Raw genomic sequence first — 19,210 nt, forward strand, 5'->3', positions numbered from 1 at the left:
TGGCGTAGTTGGATTCGCCGCCACCGTTGTAGCGCTCTGCGATCAACGCGGGAGGCCGCCAGAGTGACGGCGCCGCTCTACCGCTGAGGGAGACTCGATACCGACCGGCTCAGGTCCTGCGCTCGCTGCTGGTTGAGCGCGGCCGTGCAAGCCAGACGCTGCAATTCCAGCGCTGCCCCGATGGCACCGCCTCCAAGCGATGCCTGGAAGGCGCATTCCGTCTCGCGGTAGCGCGAAAACGCCAGTTCTGCCGCTGCCAAACGGTCTTTTGTGGCTCTGACGTATTTGGCGTCTTCATCCCACGTGGCGATGGTGCGCAAGGCTTTTGCTTGCGCGTCCTTGAGCGAATTCTCGCTTTCCCGAGCCTTATCCCGTAAGCAGTCGCGCATGCCGACCTGTGAGCCTGCTGCGCTGCACTCCTCGCGCAACTCACGTTCGTTCTGTGTTTGACCAGAAGTGGTCGCGCCAGCGCTTGTGGGCGCGGCCATGGCAGCAGCTAAAGCCAATATGGCGGTCATGGTGCGCATGCGGGGGCCTTTCCTTTCCGACTCTACCCACAGCATCGCCTTGATCATCTGCCAATCGAGCGGCACATAACCGGAAGTGCCTGCGAGGTGTCGGTTGAACTCGTTTACCGCTGCCTGGATTTCGCAATCGTGACTGGCCCAACGGGGGTTTTGCTCCGCTGCATCGACGCCATCCTGCCATTTCTCCATCCCTGTCTTGTTGTTCCCCTGAGCTGCCATGTTCTATCAATAGGTGGTTTGAGCGGCTGCAGTGTAGTAGGGGAAGGGAGCGTGTGTTCGTCAGTCGCCCCCCTGGCGCTCGAAGTCTCCTCGGTGAAGCGCGCCGCGATATTTGATCTCACAGAACTGAGATAAATCGACAGCGGCCTACTTTCGCGTGGCGAAAGTAAATTGCATTACGGGCGGGATGGGACGATCAGTTTCGAACGGGGCGGCGGTACAAGCTCCAGCTTGTCTGCAGCGATGTGTTCCGCATGTCCTGCACCAGGCTGACAAATCACTTGGTTGCCAACCTGCCCCACCACGGTGTATTCACTACCCGATGCGCCCTCGGACGTGATCCGAACAATGTCGTTGTTTTGAAAGGTAGTCATGGACGCATTGTCCTATGCCTCCCCCTCCACATAGGGCAGTGAAGGGGCCGGACCTTCGATCACGCCGTCCCGCACGAAAACCCGCTGCCCCGCCTGGACGTCTCCACGGGCCTGCAGCACGCCCCCGCCAGGCATGGCCACGGTGGCCACGCCCTCCACGACGGCGGTGACATCGCCCACCTGCAGCGGACGGGCTGGAATCAGGTCCAGGAACTCTCGGTAGGCGTTACGCATGGGTTTCGATCGACAGGGTTTGGCGCAGGGTCGGGCGGCTCCACTCGATGGACGTGCTGCGCACGATGCCCATCACCGTCTGGTCGCCTACGTGGCGCACGAACTGGCCCGGCACAATCACGCCAGTCTCTGGCAGCACCTGCATGCGCAAGGTGACATGCCCCTGGCGGCCGGTGTCCGACAGCTCGGCGATGCCGCGGGCGCGGTGGACGTCTGCATGCGTGATCAGCGCGTGTGTGACCTGGGGCGCCAGCACGTTGCCTGCGGTCCCGGCCCTGCTGAAAGGCCCGAACACGCCCGCGCTCACGCCCCCGAGGAACACCCGGTTGTAGCCTGGGCGGTCCACGTACTCGGTACCGACCACCTCGGCGGCCGCGCCTGGAATCTCGAAGTCCGGTGTGATGCCGCCCCAGGCCCAGGAGGCGGCCGGGTAGCGCGGCAGCACCCGCAGCACCGGATCTGTCGGGTGCGGCTGGACATAGCCGCCCGCGGCCGTGGCGATGTCGTTGATCGCGTCGATGTAGGTGCCCTGCAGCGCCCAGGCGCCCGCCGGCACCAGCCAGTCCACGATCTGCCAGTCCAGCGCCCAGCCCATGCTCACCCCATTGACCGTGAGCACGTCGGCCGCGAGCTGCTGGGCCGTGCGGGGCACCGCCAGGCTGAACGACAGCGCTGGAGCGTAGGGAGCGCCCAGGATCGACGCCTTGCCCTTGCCGGAGACCGACCAGCGAACCTGGGGCAGGAAGCGCCGGTCCTTGACGGTGCGCTCCAGGCGCAGCCGAAACGGCACGCCGTTGACCACCACCTCGAGCTCGGCCGGATCGCCCTGGCCGTCGCGGCCCAGGTGCGCGGAGGCATCGTGGTGCAGTGAGGCCGACCACGACCAGGTCCAGCTCTGGTGGTCCAGCGACATGCTGAAACTGTGGGCGCTCAGCTCGGCGCCCGTATCGACGCGATGCAGGGTGATGTTGTTGGCCACGATATAGGTCCTACGAACGGGGACGATGACAGTTGCGCCTGGCTCCGGGGTGGAGTGGCCATCGCAGATGAACACCAGGTGCGCCGGCACACCGTGATCGGCAAGCGCATCGAACACCAGGTGCACCGGCACCTCTGGCACGTAACACGGGTCCGGCTGGGGCGGCTGCGCGGGCGTGGACACCCCTGGCGGGGGCACCCAGGCCTCTTGGTAATGGTTGCGCCAAGTGCGCGATCGCGCCAACGCGATCCCCATGCCGTCGGCCACCACGGCCGACACCCGAAGGCCCTCCTGCCAGTGCTGGGCGATCACACGGCGCAGCGGTAGCGCCTCCTGAAACCGCTGCACCCGACTCATGGAGCGGCGTGCAGCGTCCTGCCAGTGCTGGGCGACCGCATGGCGCAGCGGCAGCGCCTCCTGGAACCCTTGGCGCACACCGGGGCTGGATACCCGGGCCGCCTCCTGCCAGACTTGCCGCACCGCAGCGCTCAGGATCGCGGCGGCCTCGTAGCGCGCCAGGACAGCCGTGCCCAGGGCAGACGTGTCCTGCCAGTGCTGCCGCACGGCTGTCTGCAAAGGCAGCGCCGCCTGATAGCGCTCGCGCACCGGCACGCTGCGGCGCACCGCGTCCTGCCAGCGCTGGGGCACCGTGCTTGCCACTGGGCGGGTCACATTGACGTCGTAGCCGACCGAGGCCACCAGGCGCAGGCCGGTGATCTGCCCCGCGGCGCGGGCGCGCACCGCCGAACGCAGCAGGATCGGCGCGCGCAGGCCCGTGATCGACCCGGCTGCCAGCAGCTCGACGGCCTCGCCCGGGCCGTCGCCGCCGTCGTCGCCGAAGACGATCTCGACAGGCGACCCGGCCGAGTTGGCCGCTTGGCCGAAGATCAGATCCAGATCGCCCGCCACGTCCGGCCTTACGTCAACGCCGAGGCGGCCAGGACCACCAGCCCGCCGGCCAGCAGCAGCGGGCTGTCGTCGCCCTCGGGCGTAGTGCCGCCGACCACGCGGAAGTCGCCCCCGTGGTCGGCATCCGTCACGCTGCCCTCGCTCACCACGATGCCCGAGGCGCCGATCCACACACCCCAGCGCGGCACGCCCGCCACCATCACCAGCGCCCCGCCCGCGTCCTCGGCATGCCACACCAGGGCGCCGTTGACGATGGAGGCGCAGGGCTTGGCGAGCACGATCTCGGCCTGGGGCGTGCCGCCCGCGGCCCCGGCAATCGTCGTCGGCCGGGCGGTGGTGTGCAGCCGCACCCGGGCCCGGCCGCTGCCGGCGTCCGCACGCGCGATCGTGGCCTCCAGCTGCGCGAACGCCACCTCGGGACCAATGCGCCAGGTACTCATGGCTGTGCCTCCAGCCGGTTGGCCGCGACGGGCCGGTAGTTGCCGGCTTGGTCCTCGGCCAGCACCAGCCACTGGTGGGCCATGTCGATGTCAGTGAACTCGAAGGCGCCGGTGGCGGCATCGCTCCACGTCTCTCGGGCCACCAGCTTGTCGCGCTGGCGCAGCAGCACCACGCGCGATCGCGTGGGCAGGTTGGTCACGCCCTTGGTCTTTGTGGTGCCCCAGATCCGCCCCGCGCCGCCGAACTCCATGTCGCGCGCGATCGCGGCGGCGGCGGGCGCCCCCGCCCTGAACGCCGGAACTGGACTCGCCGTGAGCAGTTGGGCTCTGGATCCCAGCACGGGCACAGCGCGCAATGCCCCGGCGCGCGCGATCCGCACGCCACTGTCTGCATAAAGGTTGTCCACCTTGGCATTGAGCGTCGGCGTACCGGCACTGAATGCCCATCGACCGATCTGCAACGGCCGCGTGGGAGCGGGCAAGGTCCCCAGGCCGCTGCGTGAGGCAACCTGCACGCCATCTCGGTAGATCGCGCCATTGGTGCCCGCACGTACCATCCGCCAACGCTGTGCGACATCGGCGGTATAGGTGGCATCCACGAATTGATCTGTTGGATTGGTCTGGACCCAGAAGTAAAAGCGCAGGTATCCAGGGAGCACGCGTATCGATAGCCCTGGCGATGTCCAGCTCAGCGAGTTGGTGTCGTAGAAGCCATGGTGCCAAATCGCACCCAGGACCTCACCCGCCGCACTGGGAATGAACAGATCGAAACCGATCTCGTACTCGTTGCCCAGATGCAGGTCAGGGCTGTTAGCGATCTCGAGGTAGTCATCCCCTCCTGACAGGACCAGATAGGGCGTGCCGTCCTGCAGCGGTGCCGTGCTCTCGATGTGCGCCCCGCCGAATGTAGTGATTGCATGACCGTAAGCGTCCGTGATCGCCGGGCCGTTGAAATCCATCGCGAACACGTGCTGGCGCAGATCGTCTACCGAACCCAGCGTGTGCGCTCCGGGGAACAGCAGCCCACTGACCTCGCCAAGGACCGACCACGCGCGACCATCGGTCGAGGATTCCAGACGCAGGTCGCACGGATAGCGAGCCTGGTCAGAACCGGCGCCGATCGCCAGATACAGAATGTCCACCGCGCTCCCGAAGTCCCACACCAGTGCCCAGCCGGGCGCCGCCACTTGCGCCGCATCCCAGGTCACCGCGGCGGTTGCGGACCCATCCTGCAGCGCCGCCAGCGCCCCTGCCACCGGCGCCATGCGGCTGGTGAGCGTGGCCGACAGGTCGGCGCGCCCGGCGCCGGTGTAAAGCGCCACCTCGCTGATCGAGAGCGCCCCCAGGCCCCAGGGCCGCACGGCGACTAGGCGCCAGTAGCGTGCCGCGGCCATCAGCGGCTCCAGGGGCCGGTGAGGTCCACGAACACCGTGCCGCTCGCCTCGGCGCCAGCCACGGGCGAGCCCACGCGCACCGCCATCAGCGTGCGGCCGGAGTAGTCCTGCGTACCCAGGACCGTGCCGCGCGTAACGAAGGCCCCGCCCATGTCCTGGATCGGGTGCAGCAGGCCCGGCAGCGTGCCGCGGATGCCCTGGCCGACCAGCTCCAGCGCCCCGGTGAGCAGGCCGTTGTTGGGCGAATTGGGGTACACGCCCCAGGCGTACCCTGCCACGCCCGCGTACACGTCGGGCGTGCTGCCAGTGTGATGCGCGCCGATGCGCTGGGCCGCGATCGCCTGCCCGACCCCGGTATGGGCCCGGGCGAGGTAAGCACCGCCCCGCGCACTGCGGTGGCTGAACCCACAGCAGCCGTCCGGCGTCGTGGTCTGTGCCACCTGGTCGGCCTGGTTGCCACTGACCAGCCAGCCATAGGCATCACCGCTCTTGAAGCTGGCGATATCGCCCGCGTACAGCAAGGTGTAGCGGTCGATGCCCTGCGGGCTCACGGCCAGGTACAGGCCGCGCTCGTCGGTCACCACGATCCACGGGCGGGCGGCGGTGCTGGTCGCGCCGCTCTTGGGCCAGTACAGGCCCCCCGCCACCTGCGCATCGAGCGGGATCGCGCCCAGGCCCGTGCCGATGTCGCTCATGGACTCGTAGCCACGCACGCGGGCATTCGTGGTACCCGTGTCATCGACCCGCAGCACGCAGCCCGTCGCCTCCACCGCCGCGGGCTTGAGGGCTATCACGTTGTCGGCCTGGCCCGCGTACAGCTCTTGCCATCCTGCCGGGGCCATGCGGCTGGTGATGCTGCCCGCAGCCGCGCCTGCCGCCGCATCGGGCGCCGCGAAGGTGACCCGGTCGGCGGCGACCGTGAGGATGCGCCGCTCGCCGTTGAGGCCGTCTCCGGTCGCTCCGGCAAAGAGGGCAACCGAGCCCACGCGGTAGGGATGGCCCGAGGCGTAGACGGCCGTGGCCACGCCGGCGGTGACGGTGAGCGACGCCACGGCGCCGGCCCCGAATCCGTCCACGAGGCAGGCTTTGAGAACGGCGCGCAGCGCGCCCGCCGTGCCAGACAGTACGGGCGCACCAGCCTGGCCGGAGTCGAAAACTTTGATGGAGGTACTCATGATGGTCCTTGGTGTCTGGTGATGGGAAGGGCTCAGGCCGAGGGTGGACGATCGACGTTGCCGCGGGGCAGCAGCTCAAAGGAATAGTCGATGGCGCTCGCCACACCGGGCTGCACCGCTCGGATGGCGGCGAATGGGTAATACGCGCCCACGGTGGGCAGAAACAGCACGTTGCCCGCCGCCCAGCCGTTGCCCCAGCCCGCAGACCGCAAGGTGAAGTAAGGCGCGCCGCTGATCGGGTTGATGGGAGCGATGTCGGTGTTGCGGCTGTACGTGCCGACGTTGCCCACGTGCTCGCCGATCACCTCCACGTCGGTGCCGCCGGTCAGCACGCGCAGCGCGAAGCGCTCGGTCAGCGCGCCGGCATTGGTCACCTGCACGGGGAAAGCGCCGTCGTTGTAGGTCGCCGGTGCCGGACCCGCGGGCCCGACGGCATCGAGCCAGGTCACGCCGTCCCAATTGAGCTGGTCCCACACCGGCAGCGCGCGGGCGGCCAGGTTGCCGGACATGAGGGCCGAGGACACCACAGTCCCAGCCGGGAACGCGTGCGAAAGCTGCTGCGTGAGCTTGATCGTGCCGTCGATCTGCACGTCGGCCGCCCGCACCATCTGCTCGATGCGGTGCAGCACCCGCACCGGCTGCACCCAGGTGGCAGGGTCCACGATCTGCACGGTGCCGGCGTCCAGATCCGCCGTCCAGCCGGCCTGGATCAGCTTGCCGTCGGCGCCGACCAGGTGCACGCGAGACAGCCGCGTGCGGGCCGCGGAGACCGTCTGCCCCGCGGCGTACGTGGCCGCCGGCACGGTGCCGGTGTGGCCCACCACCAGGTAGCTGCCCACCCGGTAGATCGGCACCCGGCCATCGGGCGGCAGGCGCACGGGATCGAGGCCCAGGATGTCCGCGTCCAGCGGCAGGTAGAAATACGCCACGCTGTTGTACCGCAGCGTGGTCGGGTCCACGGGCCAGGGGCGCCAGATCTTGCCAGCCTCGACCGCGCCCACGTCGGCCGCGCGGTACCACCACTCGGCCTTTTGCGCGGGGGTGAGGTCCGCGTCGGGAACGAAGTCGCCGAACTGCAGTTCTCCCACGCCGGCCTCGTAGTCCATCCGGCCGCGCATGTGCTCGCCCGTGAAGTTGCCATCCAGGCCCGCCGTGGCCGTGAGCGCATTGCCCTGCAGGTCCAGCAGCGTGAGCACCAGGCCTCCCGGCTTGATCGGCGCGCTCTGCGTCCGGAAAAACACGCTCGCCGTGTTCCAGGCGCTGCGCTGGGTCCACAGGCTGGCAAGGGCGAAGGCGGTCGGGGCACCCGCCACCACGTAGTCCGTCATGCGGGCGAGACCCCGGCCGTAGTCCACCGTGCCACTCACAACGCCAGGCGCGGCATTGGTGCGGCCGCGGTACAGCACGCCTTCGAAGTCGTCGTAGTTCTGCCCCATCCACACGATGCGCACGCTGCCTGGCACGATGCGATCCGTCGTGTAGCGGCACAGGTCGATCACCACTTCGGGCGGCGCGAATTCTTCTTCGTACGCATCGGGCGCGAGCGGCGCGACCTTGTAGCGCACGATGACCGTGCCCAGCATCTGTTCGCCCACAGCGGCGGTGCTGTACTCACCGCCTTTGCTGGAGCTGCTGCCGGACGAAGACGTGGATGCCACCCGGTCAAACTCCTGGGCGTCCTCGTAGTCGCTGCTGTAGCTCTCCGTGGTCTTGTTGTAGCTGACCAGCTTGAGCACCACGGTCTTGGCCGCATAGGCTACCGTGCCCAGGCCCGCCACGAAGCCGCCCGCGCCGTCATCGGTGGCGCGATGGAGCGTGATGACGCGGTTGGAGTTCGTGGTGTCGCTGCCCGACGTGCGGCTGTAGCGGCTTGTGGTGTTCAGCGTGCCGATCACGTTGAGGAAGCCCGAGACATACGGCCGGCCGTCGATGACCTTGCGCTCGACCGCCATGCCGGGGACCAGGTTGCCGTAGCGCTCCCAAAGTGGCTCCTCCATCCAGCTCAAGGCGGTGATCGCCTCGGGCGCCTTTGACATGCTGGCGCTGGTGAGCTTGGCGCCGCTGGTGCTGCTCACCTCCTGCGCCGTGGACCATGCGACCTCGATGCTGCCCGCGATGGGCTGCTGGGCCAGCGTGATCGTGGCCGAGCCAGTCGGGTCCAAGGCAGGCCCGGTAAAAACCTCCTCCTGCATTGATGCCGCCGTGTAGCTCGTGGAAAACGACCCGCCCGCGTCGATCATGGCGGCCGGGCGCAGGAAGATGCTGGAGCTGGGGTAGTCGATCTCGCCGGCCGCATCGCCAGCGAACTTGCCGGCGCCGTTGTCGGTGGCGGTGCGCATCTGACCGCCGGACAGCCAGGTGATGGTGACGGCGCCCGGGGTGGCGCCCGGATGGGCCAGCGTCCACGAGTACTCCGGCGCCCGCACCTGCGCGCCTTGTGCCGATCGGTTGTTGTAGCCCACGCGCTCGGCCCACTGGATGAGGATGCTGCTCGCGTCGTCCGGCATTGCCAGCAGAGTCATGTCCACGCTGCCGGTGGCGTAGATCACCCGGCCAGATCCCGAGCCGGCCAGCACGCCGGTGCCGTCGTCGGTGAGCGTGTACCAGTTGCCGAGTGCCCGGTAGCTGATGACCACGGTGCCGGGCTCGGGCAGCGGCTTGAGCATCGCGACGTATGAAAACCCGCGGTTGCTCTGCCCGATCTTGACGCGCTGGGTGTGGGCCGCCACGGCGACTTCCACACGGCGGGGTGCCTCGGCCAGCACGATCGTGCGCTCCGCTGCAGGGCGCTGGTCCAGCGCGGTGGTCTCGGTGCGCGAGCTGGGCACCAGTTGGGTGTAGATGCTGGCGACGCGCACCACCGAGTCGCCCAGCGCGGCGGGCGCCGCAAGGGGCGATGCGCCGTAGTACACCGCTGCATCGGCCACGGTGGTGTCGCGGATCACGGCCTTGCCGGCAGCAGGAGCGTACTCGCGCGATGGCGGCGAGCCAGGGAAGGCATAGCGCAGCGCGTCGGTCAGGTCCACCTTGGTGACCGCGCCCTGATAGTCCACGAAGCCGCCGCTGGAACCGTAGGTGTAGGTGCGCTGCTCGGTCTCCGTGCGCGTCACGCGCACGAACTGAACCCGCTCGGTCGGCGTGCCTGCCTGATACGTCAGCACGAGGGTGCGCCCGATGTCCGGCGACGGTGTGCCGGGGCGATGGAAGATCTGGATAGAGCGCATGCCGACCACGTGGTCCTCCAGCAGGTAGCCCGACCACTGGGTGCCCTCGATCAGGTACGCGGCGATCGCGGCGGCGATCTCGGTGCGCCGCGCGAACAGGCCGCACTTGGCGAGCGTGATGCTCACCTGCGGATCGGTGGGCAGCTGCGACAGCACGATGTTGCTGCCCATGTACACGTCGGTGTTGGGCGTGAGGACGCCCACGTGCAGCTGGCGCATGGACACGTTGCCGCCAGCGCGATCGGTCTCCGTGACGTCCAAAAAAATGTTGTTGTTGCCGCCATAGGGGATCACGGTGCCGGTCGGCCCGCCGCCGCCCTCCGGCACGTCGGCCATGACGCGGCTTGAGAAAAGGTGGATGTCACCGTCCTGGATGGGCATGGTTCAGACCTCGAAAAACTTGAAGGTGGGGAGATAGAGCAGCTCGGGCGTGATCTCGCCGTCCTCGAGCTTGTGGATCGGCTGGGCCTGGAAGCCGCCCGCGCCGTGGTCGAACATCACGCGGTAGGTGTCGCCGCGCAGCACCAGGTCGAGCTCGATGCCGGGCAACTTGGCCCAGGCCTGCAGCGTGGTGCACAGCGCCCGGGTGATCCAGGCCGCGGTGTCGGTACCGACCAGCGTGATGGGCCGGCCAGCCTGCTTGACGGCGACGTCCACGAGCAGCGCGCCGGTGGTGCTGTAGGCCGTGGCCTGATCGACCGGGCTCCAGCCGAATTCGTCGGTCCACTGCAATCGATCGCTGATGTGGGCCGTGGTGCCGTTGTATGTGAGGGTGATCATGGTGTTGCAGTGCCTCAGATGGCGGCGCCCTTGGCCTGGGCGAGGTCGCGCAGCAGATCGATCTCGGTCTGAGCGCTCTGGGCATCGACGTGGCGCGTGGTGCCGCGGACCACGCCCCAGTCGCCTGCGCCGTTGATCGTGATGTTGTTGACGTAGGTGGCGCCGCCGGTGCCTGGGGCTGGCGCGGGCGACGGGGTTGGCGATGGAGCGGGCGACGGGCTGGTGGAGGGCGTCTTGTTCTTGTTGCGCTCGTACTCCAGCATGGTGTTGGCTTCTGATTTGCCATTGCCGTACTGGTAGTAATCCACCATCTTTCCCAGCGCCTCGGCCAGGGTGGAAGATGGGCCACCCCATTTCTTTTGCGCTTCGCTGGCCACGTATGGCACGGAGCCGTCGGGCTGGACAAACTGAGCGGCCAGGCGCTCTGCGAGCAGTTCGTCCATACCGGCCTGCTTGAGGTAGTCAATGATGGCGGCGCGGGTCCATACCCACTGCTGCTGAACGTTGCCCTTGGCATCCGACGTCATGCCGTCCTTGTTGCGGAACTGGTAGCCGCCCGTGCCCACTTCTTGGACGCCAGGACTCAGTTCCTCTCCACGGGTGCTGCGCCGGCCAGATTCGAACAAGCCTTTGTCACCTTCGCCCGGACGTCCGTACTTCTCGGCCATGCGTTGCTGGTACTCCTGCAGGGCACGGCTCGCAACGTTGATCGAGGAGCCGACGCCAGTCCAGTCCTTCACCATGCTGCCTGCCGCGCGATTGCTGGAGTTTGCGACGTCCGCGAGCGAGTCGCGCAGCTTGAGCGTGCTCTTGCCGGCGCTGTCGATGACTACTTCGAAGCCACGCACGGCGGCCTGGCCTTCAACCCAGGCGGGTGCAATACCTTTGTTGGCAGCGATGGCCGCCTCGGCTGCTTTCTTGAAGCCCTCGCCGAGCTCGCGAGCACTGGCCGTACCGCTGGCCGTCAATGTGTCGTAGGCATCCTTGGCATTCGTCGCGGTTTTCTTGAGCGACTCATCGGACGTGATGCCGAGTTGCTTCATTGCTTCTCGCACGCTGTTGATCGCCGGAGTCGCCTTGTCCATGGCATCTTTCAGCTCGTTGGCTTTCTCCCGCGCCTGGTCAAGCAGCCCGTCGGTGATCTTGTCTCCGAGCACTTTGCGCAGTTGCTCGATACGACCGCGCAGGTTGTCGATCGCAGCCTGGCCATCGGTCGTTTCGATCGCTTTGGACAGACTTGCAACCAGCACCCGACCGGTATCTACTCCCTGCGCCTTGAGGCTATCCAGCCCATTCACGATGGCTTCTACATCGTTGATCGCACTACGGGAAGCCGCTCCGATCTTCCCCTGAAGCTGGTCAAACTCCAGGCCGGTTCGACGCACAGCCTCGCGCAGCAAGCTGTCCATCAACTGCGCAGCCCGCGAACTCTCCCGGGTCAGCACCGCAAACGCCGCTTCCGACTTCGCTTTCAACGCCGTGAACTCATCGCCAGACACACCACGTGCGATTGCGGCTTGCACCGCAACTGCCGCCTTCTCGGCCTCTGCCTGCGCTGCCCCGAATGCCAGCCGCGCCTTCACTTCGAAGTCGGCCAAATCCTTGCCATTGAGCGCTTGCGCCCAAGCCGCCTGCAACTCGGTGGCGGTGATCTTTCCATCGGCAGAGAGCTTTTCCAGTACCGCAGAGAAGTCACGAATGCCTTGGACTTTCGTCAGGTCGAACGAGTCCGTGGCCTTCTTCAAGGCCTCGGCTGTGCTGTTGCCTTCTTTGGTGAGTTGCTCAAACTCGGCCACGCTGGCACGCGCTGCCTTCGAAAGATCAAACGTGCGGTCAATTGCTGCCTGGATGGATACGGCCAATCGCTCCCGATCTGCGGCCGCTTCCTTGGCGATGTCCGCCTGCAGCTTCTCCGCCCGGACGAGTTCCTCCGTGCGGTCCTTGTAACCCGCCAGCTTTGCAGCGCTCTCGCCGATCCAGGTGCCGATGTCCTTGAAGTTCGCGGCGATGGCAACCAAGACAAAAGTAGGCAGGCCACCCAGCATCCCCGCGAACCGCCCCAGGACACCCGTGCCAGCAGATACCGCTCCCGAGGCGGCGCGCACCTGTGCGCCTAGCCCTGAGAACGCACCAGCAAACCGGTTCGCACTCGAAGCCGCAGCGGCATTGGCTGTGGCATTGGCGCTGGTCGCTGCCGTGTTGGCTACTTTTGTTGCAGCGTTGGCAACGATGGCGACAGTGTTTTGCACTGTGGCAGCGGTGTTTGCTGCAGTGGCGGCGGTGCTCCCTGTTGTTGCAGTCGCCGCCCCTTGTGCTGCCGCGCCGATGCCCAAAAAATGCTGCGCCAAGCGCAGCGCAGTAAACGCTGCCACCGCCTGCCCAGCATCAATCAACAAGCCTGCAACGGTCCGTAGATTGTTTGCCAGCGCCTCGATCCCCTTCGCCGCGAGTGCACTGGAACCCGTGGCCTTGTCGGTCTCGCCCACGTACAGCGTCCATTGCGTGGACAGATCCTGCAAGGCGCGGCCCACGGTGGGCGGCAGCTTGGCGAACTCGCCGGCCACCGTCTGGCTTTGGCCCTTGAGCGCCTTGATGACGGTGTCGCTGGTGAGCAGGCCGGCTTCGGCCATCTTGCGCAGCTCGCCGGTGGTGACGCCCAGCCCATCGGCCAGGGCACGCGCCAGGCGCGGGCTTTGCTCCATGACGGAGTTGAATTCGTCGCCCCGCAGCGCGCCGCCTTGCAGACCCTGCACCAGCTGCGTGATGGCGGCGCTGGAGGCTTGGGCGCCAGCGCCACTCAGCTGGATGGCCTGGTTGATCGTCTCGGTCAGCGCCAGGCTTTGCGCGCTCGCCTGGGCCGTGGACAGCCCGGCATCCTTACCGGCTTGCGCCAGGCGGGTGAAGAGCACCCCCGTGTCTTCGAGGGCGCTGTGCGTGCGCAGCGCCACCTCGGTGACGCCCTGCCAGCTGCGGGTGAAGTTGTCGCCTTCTCCGGTGACCAGCTTGATGCGCGACTGCAGGTTATTGAACTGGTCGGCGATCTGCCCGACTTCCTTGACGCTGAGCACCACCCCAAGACCTGCCGCAAACCGGGTGAGCATCTGCGTGGCCTGGGCCAGTTCGTTGCCCATCTTCACCTGGCCAGCCGCGGCCGTCTCGCTCGCCGCTCCGAGTTCGCGAGCACGCTGCGCGGCCTGGTCGGTGGCAGCGGACTGCACCCGCAGCGCCCGCGCGGTGTTGTCTGCGGCCTGGAGTTCCTGACTCTGCGCCTGGGTCAGTGGGCCCAGTGCCGACAACTGCTCGCGCCGTGCCTGCGCCACCTGAGCGACCGCAGTGGCCTCCGCGCGCAGACCCCGGGCAGTCAGGGCCAGCTGGTCCGACTCGATCTGCCGCAGCCGGTTCTGCGCCTGTATGGCGGCCGCCTGGTCGCCCAGCGCCTGGGCGGTCTGCAGCCGGCCTTGCTGCTCTTCGCGCGCAAGGACCAGGTGCTGGCGCTGCAACTCGATCTCGGACTGGTCCACCTGCAGTCCGGCCTTGATGGCGCGGGTTTTCGCGTCCACCGACGTGGCGAGCTCCGCCAGCTCGCTGCCGGCCTTGTCCGAGGCTTGGCCAACGTCAGCCAAGCCTTTGCTCGCGGCCTGCGAGCCGGTGCCCAGTGCATGCGCTTGCGCTTCAGCCTGGGCCTCGGCGGTAGTCAGCCGGCCAATGCCGCCTTGCGCCTGCTGGGCATCTGCGCCCAGCTCGGCCACGGCCTGGCCCGCGGCGCTGCTGCCCGCGCCCAGATCTGCTGCCTGCTGCCTGGCCTGTCCCTCGGCCGCAGCCAGCTGCTGCAGGCCGCCTCCTGCCTGCGCCGCAGCCTGGCCCACGCCGTCCACCTCTTGCGCCGTGGTCGCGGCGCTGCTGCCCAGCTCCGCACTGTTGGCTTGTGCCTTGTCCTCGGCCGCGGCCAACTGGTCCAGGCCTCCACCCGCCTGGCCAGCCGCATCGCCGAGCTTGTCCAACCCGGTGCCTGCGGCTGTGGCGGCCGACCCCAGCTCCTTGGTGCTGTCCTCGACCTTGGCCACGTCGTTGGCGAGTTCGCCCAGTCCGGCGTTTTTCACCCGGACGGTAAATTCGATCTCGTTTTCGTTGGCCATGGCAGGAGGTCAGGGATGCGGGAGGGGGAACAGAGAAGGCCGCGCGCCGCCTGGAACTGCGGCGGGCGGCCCAGGTGCCGTCGCGGTGCGATCAACCCATGCGGGTGCGGTAGTAGCGGCTGATGCCGGCGCCGGACTTCGTTGGATCCATCAGCACCGTTCCCTCGACGTCCAGCGCATTGAAGCCCTTGCCGATCAAGGTCAGGTTCTTCGTGATGCCCTGGCTGGCCCGGAAGATGTTCACAACCACCGGGTTGCCGCTGTCTGCCTCGTTCAGTCCACCGAAGATCAGTTCCAGCTCCACGGCCTTGGTGGTGAGCGCCTCGATCGCTGCGTATTCCCCGTAGCTGTAGCTGACCCAGAGCTTGTCGGCGCTGGCCACATCCGCGGCATCCGCCAGCAGGAAGACCCCTTCCGGCCGCACCTCATAGTTGCCGGCCATGTCCACCACGGCCGCTGCCGCAGCGGTCGCCCCCTTCTTTAGCACGACGGCCGTAGGGCTGATGTGTTGCAGCGGCAGCAGGCCACCCAGGGTGGCGACATGTGGTTCATCGGCTTCGGTACCAGCATCGATCGATTCGACGGTACCAAGCACGCTGCGCGCCAGGTTGATCACGTTCAGGTCCGCGAACTTGGCCTTGATCTTGACCTCCTTCACACGCCTCACTTCAGCGTGGGTGCCGCCCCCGATCGCTGTCATGTCTTCCTGGGTTTGCACGTCCTCGCTGTGCTCGAGGCCCAGCTCAAGGACGTTGCCCACTGGCATGGGCAGCACGGTAGATCCGTAGGCGCGGGCGTAGACCTGGCCCACCGTCATGCTGGGTTTGTAGATTTGCTTGGTGACTTCGATGGCCATGGTGGCTCCTGTAAAAAATCAGCGTTGAAACACCGTCTCGACCAGGAAGGCGAGCGGCAGATACATGAAGCCCGCGGCGCTGATGCCGGAGCCTGGTGCGGGTGCCAGGCGCATCGGCCCGGCCACGTTGGGGGGGCGATAGCCCATGAGGGCGGCACCGGCACGGGCTGCGAGCTCGCCGGCCTGGGCACGGACGGCCTCCCCCGTTTTGAGGGTGCGGACGTTGCGCACCGCTGCCACGATCAGCCAGGTGTGGTCCAGCCGGGCGGCCGCCCCATCGGCCCGCGCTTCCAGCACCCGAAAGCCGTTCCACACCACATGCACGGCGGGCGTGGGCTGGTTCTCTTCCTTGATGCCGGACAGGTCGGTGGCGGTGAGCACGTGCACGGCTGGCTGCAGCCCCTTGAGCGCTTCCTTGAGCCGATCCACGATGTGCGGCTCGGGCTCCAGGAAGTTGTTGGGATGCGCCGGTACGACCGGGGCGGTGGCCATCAATAGGCCCCCCAGTCGAAGGCGCTACCAGGGGCGCGGGTGACCATGTGGCCGGCGGGTTGCGCCACCTCGGTATCGGTGCCGCCCAGGCTGCGCCGCGGCGCAGATCCTCGGGCACGGAACTGCCATACAAGCGCTTGAGCGCGATCGCCGCGACGGCGCTGGGCAGGCTGCTGCCCTTCACCAGGTCATCCGGCAGCGGCATGCGCACGCGGTAGCGCGGGAAGAGGTAGGTGTCGGCATGGCGGCTGGCACGATCCAGTGCGTCCTGCAGTCGAGCCAGGGCGGCGGCTGCAACCGCCACCGCCTCGGGCTCCCAGGCACTAGTGTCGCCACCGCCGGCCGCTACCGAAAGTAGCGCGCTGTCCAGCACTGCTTCCGGAGCGCCGCGCTGTGCCAGCTCGCGCCAGCCATCGGTGGCGGCGTTGGCCAGGTCGGTCAAGGTGGCATAGGCGGCCATCGTGGGACCAGGCTTCAGCGCTGTACGCGGATGAGGTCGCCAGCGGCCGTCGCCGCATCGCGGGCACGGCCAAAGGCTGCGCCACTGGCGAGCGTGATGGCCCGGCCTTGCGCGTCCGGCTGGACCTGGGCACCCAGCGCGATCGCCCCGCCGGCTTCCACCAGGATCTCACCGTGCGTGCTCACTCCGGCTTGCTCGCCGATGTCGTAGTTGGTGTTGGGCACACCCAGCGCCGGATCGGTGGCGACCGCGGTGGCGCCCGCGAAGTTGGCAAAGCGAAAGCGCTGCAGCGCACCGGTGGCCAGCACCGAGGTGGCCATGAGAATTTTCTCAGTCAACATGGGTTGCTCCTTCAGGGATCGGAATCACGAGGCCCGCCAGGCGCTGCGCCTCGGCACCCCACAGTTCGATGTCGTAGCCGACGCCATAGACGCGGCCGTTGTGGCGGATGGGCACCGAGCCCACGATGTAGGTGCGCATGCCGAAGGCTTCACGACCAGGCACCGGTGGATCGCCTGCTACTGCCGGCGCGCCGCCCAGGTCGCCCGAGTCACTCGACTCGCCGAGGTCGCGGCCGATCGGGCCATCGCCTGCACTGGCTTGCCCGTTCTGCGGCGTTTCCAGCGCTGCCGTGCCGGCCGCCTGGGCCACCGGCGCGGTACTGGCGTCTTGGGCCGCAGGGGCGCCTTCGGTCGGGGTGGTACTGGCATCGGCTGCGCCTTGCGTGTCAGCGGTCGAACCGGCGGCCACGGAGTTCGGGGTGGATCTCTTTGCGGTGGCCATGATCAAGCCGCTCCCGCCACGAGGTAGCCCGCTTCCGCGCCGAGCATGTAGGGGCGGAAGATGTCCGTGTTGCGGATGATTTCCAGCTTGCCGTCTTCGGTGCGGGTGTCCACCACCGGATTGCCCCTCTTGCGCAGCGTGTAGCCGAAGCTGGGCTCGTAGGCCGAGCGCACGGGTGCATCGCCAGCAGCGGCCGGGGCAGCGGTGGGGACATAGGCGAGCACCAGCGTGCCGCCCCACAGGTCTGTCACCGCGCCCGCATCGGTGGCATACACCCCCTTGCCCACCACGATGTTCTCGATCTCGAAGATCTCGCGCAGGTCGGCCAGTTGCACCAGGCGCGAGCGTGTGTCGCTCAGGATCGCCTTGAGCTTGGGGTGGCGCTTGAGGGCGCGCCAGCTCTTGTAGCCGATCACCATGGTGTTCGGCTCCTTGACCACCTTGTTACGCACGGCGGCCTTGGCATCGTCCACCACGCCCTCGGGGTCGCTTTCTTCGTTGGTGAACACGTCCGTGCCAGACAGGACGACCTTGTTGCCCGTCGGGTAGTTGGCCGGGTTCTGGGTCATGCCGGCCACCATGGCTTCGTGGCGCAGGCGGATGCCCTCCACCACGCGATTGGTGGCATGCGCCTGCAGCGGAAAGGCGGCTTCAGCGTCTTCGCGGTAGTCGATCGGGTATTCCAGATCGTGCTCGTCCAGGCTGACGTCGATGCCGTCGAGGTCTTCCGGGTTGATCCGGTTGGACTTGGCCCGCAGCGCGCGCTCGGTCGCGTAGACCTTGAACGCTTCCTTGCCAAAGCGCGGGATCTTCCCGCCTTCCTTGTCCAGCGTCACGAACGGCAGCAACTGGTCGCCCACGAAGGCGGCGTTGCTGTAGCCGATGGCCAGCGCGCTGAGGACCGGGTCCACCACGCGCAGTTTGCTCAAACGTCCCATGTGTTTCTCCTTGAGGTATGGGGGTCGGTTACTTGTTGCGCATCACGGCGTGGGCCGCGGTGGCGTAGTCCACCTTGTGCTCTTTGGCATGCGCACGGATGCGCTTGTCCAGGGCCACGCGGTCTGGGTCGGCGCCTTCGGCGAACTCCACGGGCGTGGTGGCGTCGGCGCCATCCCCCGCGGCACGTTCGCGGGTGGCCTGCTCGCCGAACTCCACTTGCTTGGGCAGCGCCTGCAGCAGGTCGCGGAACACCTGGTGCAGCGGCTTCTTGTCAGCGCCTTCGCCGAACGCCACGTCGGGAGCGGCCTGCAGTTGCGCGCCGATGGCCGCCACCTGGCCCTTGAGGGCGGTGGGGATGCGTGCTTCGCCGGCCATGCTTTCGGCGAAGGCAGCGTTCTCGGCCAGCACTGCGGCCTGCTTGCGCTCTTTGTCAGCGGCCTGCAGCACGGCGATCTGCCGTGCCTGGGCCTCGTTTTCGGTGCGCAAACGCGCGGCTTCTTCTTCGGTCACTGCGGACTCCTTTGGTGGTGGATCGGTGGGGGAGGCTTCGCCTTGGGCGAACGCCACGGGCAGGCCTTGCGCCTGGCGGGTTTCGTTGACCGTCTCGGCAGCGCTCAGCTCAAGAGCGCGCACGTCGTAGTTGGGGAGCACCTTGTCAGCGTCTTCCTGGCCGAACTTGCCCAGAACCCACTCGCGCAGGTTGCGCAGCAGATTGGCAGTCGTCATGGCGTCCCACTCGCCGAAGGCCACGCCCTCCGCAAAGCAAACGCAGCCGTCGTCTGCATCGCCGAACTCGGGGTCGTCCAGGCCCTTGACGCCGGGAGGATGCGCACCCAGCACGCCGATGTGCCGCAGGTACCACACGCCAGGCACGGGGTTGTTGGTGGCATCGGGCCGGTAGAACTTGGCGCTGACCGTGCCCCAGCGGCCAGTGCGTGCCTCTTCGGCAAACGCTGGGTCGACCTTGGACGGCAGCGCGTAGAGGCCGCGGGCCTGCACAACCAGCTGATCCGCCCAGCCCTGGGCAGGCGCGTCAAGCGCGGGATGGCCCTTGACGATGGGGGCCTTGTGAATCTTGGGGTCGTAGGCGGCGGCGGTGGCGGCCAGATCGGCATCGCCGAACTCGATGGTCTCGCCTGCGACGGTCGTCCAGCGGCCGGGCTTGAAGATGTGCAGGGGCTTGGTGGCGGGGGCGACTTGGGGCATGGACCGCAATGTCGCGCGGCAGGCCCGCTGCGCCTAAATCAAGCGCTTGAACGTTTCGAGGGGTGGCCTCGCGCGCGGGCGAG

The 19,210-nt window shown here is 67.6% G+C and carries 16 protein-coding genes; all 16 read right to left on the reverse strand.

Features of this window, described 5'->3' with window-relative positions; translation table 11 throughout:
* Window positions 1-77: 77 nt before the first annotated feature.
* The 16 genes from AVHM3334_RS08770 to AVHM3334_RS08845 all read right to left on the reverse strand — a co-directional run bounded on the left by AVHM3334_RS08770 (window position 78) and on the right by AVHM3334_RS08845 (window position 19,127).
* Entirely contained in the window at window positions 78-746 is a 669-nt protein-coding gene (locus tag AVHM3334_RS08770; protein WP_284411452.1) for a lysozyme inhibitor LprI family protein, read from the reverse strand.
* 176 nt (window positions 747-922) lie between these two features.
* The gene (locus tag AVHM3334_RS08775; protein ID WP_284411454.1) at window positions 923-1,120 is read right to left on the reverse strand and encodes a hypothetical protein; all 198 of its coding nucleotides are present in this window, start codon (window positions 1,118-1,120) and stop codon (window positions 923-925) included.
* A gap of 12 nt (window positions 1,121-1,132) precedes the next feature.
* Window positions 1,133-1,354 (reverse strand): hypothetical protein, encoded by a 222-nt coding sequence (locus AVHM3334_RS08780; RefSeq protein ID WP_284411457.1) that lies wholly within the window; start codon window positions 1,352-1,354, stop codon window positions 1,133-1,135.
* On the reverse strand, window positions 1,347-3,242 hold the full coding sequence (locus AVHM3334_RS08785; protein ID WP_284411459.1) for a hypothetical protein: 1,896 nt from the start codon (window positions 3,240-3,242) through the stop codon (window positions 1,347-1,349). The genes AVHM3334_RS08780 and AVHM3334_RS08785 overlap by 8 nt, the downstream gene beginning before the upstream one ends.
* Before the next feature lie 8 nt (window positions 3,243-3,250).
* Window positions 3,251-3,682, reverse strand: coding sequence for a hypothetical protein (locus AVHM3334_RS08790; RefSeq protein WP_284411461.1), 432 nt, complete (start codon window positions 3,680-3,682; stop codon window positions 3,251-3,253).
* A complete protein-coding gene (locus AVHM3334_RS08795) occupies window positions 3,679-5,076 on the reverse strand; it encodes a LamG-like jellyroll fold domain-containing protein (protein WP_284411463.1) in 1,398 nt (465 codons plus the stop codon). Before AVHM3334_RS08795 ends, AVHM3334_RS08790 begins: the two co-directional genes overlap by 4 nt.
* Entirely contained in the window at window positions 5,076-6,251 is a 1,176-nt protein-coding gene (locus AVHM3334_RS08800; protein WP_284411465.1) for a hypothetical protein, read from the reverse strand. Before AVHM3334_RS08800 ends, AVHM3334_RS08795 begins: the two co-directional genes overlap by 1 nt.
* A 32-nt stretch (window positions 6,252-6,283) precedes the next feature.
* On the reverse strand, window positions 6,284-9,856 hold the full coding sequence (locus AVHM3334_RS08805; protein WP_284411467.1) for a hypothetical protein: 3,573 nt from the start codon (window positions 9,854-9,856) through the stop codon (window positions 6,284-6,286).
* A gap of 3 nt (window positions 9,857-9,859) precedes the next feature.
* On the reverse strand, window positions 9,860-10,255 hold the full coding sequence (locus tag AVHM3334_RS08810) for a hypothetical protein (RefSeq protein WP_284411469.1): 396 nt from the start codon (window positions 10,253-10,255) through the stop codon (window positions 9,860-9,862).
* A gap of 14 nt (window positions 10,256-10,269) precedes the next feature.
* Entirely contained in the window at window positions 10,270-14,391 is a 4,122-nt protein-coding gene (locus AVHM3334_RS08815; protein ID WP_284411471.1) for a tape measure protein, read from the reverse strand.
* Between the two features lie 91 nt (window positions 14,392-14,482).
* Window positions 14,483-15,247, reverse strand: coding sequence for a phage tail tube protein (locus AVHM3334_RS08820; protein WP_284411473.1), 765 nt, complete (start codon window positions 15,245-15,247; stop codon window positions 14,483-14,485).
* Window positions 15,248-15,265: 18 nt separating this feature from the next.
* Window positions 15,266-15,739, reverse strand: a complete 474-nt coding sequence (locus AVHM3334_RS08825) for a phage tail terminator protein (protein ID WP_284411475.1) — start codon at window positions 15,737-15,739, stop codon at window positions 15,266-15,268.
* Between the two features lie 474 nt (window positions 15,740-16,213).
* Entirely contained in the window at window positions 16,214-16,540 is a 327-nt protein-coding gene (locus AVHM3334_RS08830) for a DUF2190 family protein (protein ID WP_284411476.1), read from the reverse strand.
* A complete protein-coding gene (locus tag AVHM3334_RS08835; protein ID WP_284411478.1) occupies window positions 16,530-16,949 on the reverse strand; it encodes a hypothetical protein in 420 nt (139 codons plus the stop codon). The genes AVHM3334_RS08830 and AVHM3334_RS08835 overlap by 11 nt, the downstream gene beginning before the upstream one ends.
* Window positions 16,950-16,984: 35 nt before the next feature.
* Window positions 16,985-17,920: a major capsid protein gene (locus AVHM3334_RS08840; protein WP_284411480.1), complete on the reverse strand. Its 936-nt coding sequence runs from the start codon at window positions 17,918-17,920 to the stop codon at window positions 16,985-16,987.
* A 28-nt stretch (window positions 17,921-17,948) separates the two neighbouring features.
* Window positions 17,949-19,127: a peptidase gene (locus AVHM3334_RS08845; RefSeq protein WP_284411482.1), complete on the reverse strand. Its 1,179-nt coding sequence runs from the start codon at window positions 19,125-19,127 to the stop codon at window positions 17,949-17,951.
* Between the last annotated feature and the right edge of the window lie 83 nt (window positions 19,128-19,210).

The organism is Acidovorax sp. SUPP3334 (genome assembly GCF_030159055.1).
Lineage (GTDB): Bacteria > Pseudomonadota > Gammaproteobacteria > Burkholderiales > Burkholderiaceae_C > Paracidovorax.

Excerpts from the sequence above, each read along its gene's own strand:
- AVHM3334_RS08770 (WP_284411452.1), bottom strand. The coding sequence starts at position 746 with ATGGCAGCTCAGGGGAACAACAAGACAGGGATGGAGAAATGGCAGGAT.
- AVHM3334_RS08775 (WP_284411454.1), bottom strand. The coding sequence starts at position 1,120 with ATGACTACCTTTCAAAACAACGACATTGTTCGGATCACGTCCGAGGGC.
- AVHM3334_RS08780 (WP_284411457.1), bottom strand. The coding sequence starts at position 1,354 with ATGCGTAACGCCTACCGAGAGTTCCTGGACCTGATTCCAGCCCGTCCG.
- AVHM3334_RS08790 (WP_284411461.1), bottom strand. The coding sequence starts at position 3,682 with ATGAGTACCTGGCGCATTGGTCCCGAGGTGGCGTTCGCGCAGCTGGAG.
- AVHM3334_RS08795 (WP_284411463.1), bottom strand. The coding sequence starts at position 5,076 with ATGGCCGCGGCACGCTACTGGCGCCTAGTCGCCGTGCGGCCCTGGGGC.
- AVHM3334_RS08800 (WP_284411465.1), bottom strand. The coding sequence starts at position 6,251 with ATGAGTACCTCCATCAAAGTTTTCGACTCCGGCCAGGCTGGTGCGCCC.
- AVHM3334_RS08805 (WP_284411467.1), bottom strand. The coding sequence starts at position 9,856 with ATGCCCATCCAGGACGGTGACATCCACCTTTTCTCAAGCCGCGTCATG.
- AVHM3334_RS08810 (WP_284411469.1), bottom strand. The coding sequence starts at position 10,255 with ATGATCACCCTCACATACAACGGCACCACGGCCCACATCAGCGATCGA.
- AVHM3334_RS08815 (WP_284411471.1), bottom strand. The coding sequence starts at position 14,391 with ATGGCCAACGAAAACGAGATCGAATTTACCGTCCGGGTGAAAAACGCC.
- AVHM3334_RS08820 (WP_284411473.1), bottom strand. The coding sequence starts at position 15,247 with ATGGCCATCGAAGTCACCAAGCAAATCTACAAACCCAGCATGACGGTG.
- AVHM3334_RS08825 (WP_284411475.1), bottom strand. The coding sequence starts at position 15,739 with ATGGCCACCGCCCCGGTCGTACCGGCGCATCCCAACAACTTCCTGGAG.
- AVHM3334_RS08830 (WP_284411476.1), bottom strand. The coding sequence starts at position 16,540 with ATGTTGACTGAGAAAATTCTCATGGCCACCTCGGTGCTGGCCACCGGT.
- AVHM3334_RS08840 (WP_284411480.1), bottom strand. The coding sequence starts at position 17,920 with ATGGGACGTTTGAGCAAACTGCGCGTGGTGGACCCGGTCCTCAGCGCG.
- AVHM3334_RS08845 (WP_284411482.1), bottom strand. The coding sequence starts at position 19,127 with ATGCCCCAAGTCGCCCCCGCCACCAAGCCCCTGCACATCTTCAAGCCC.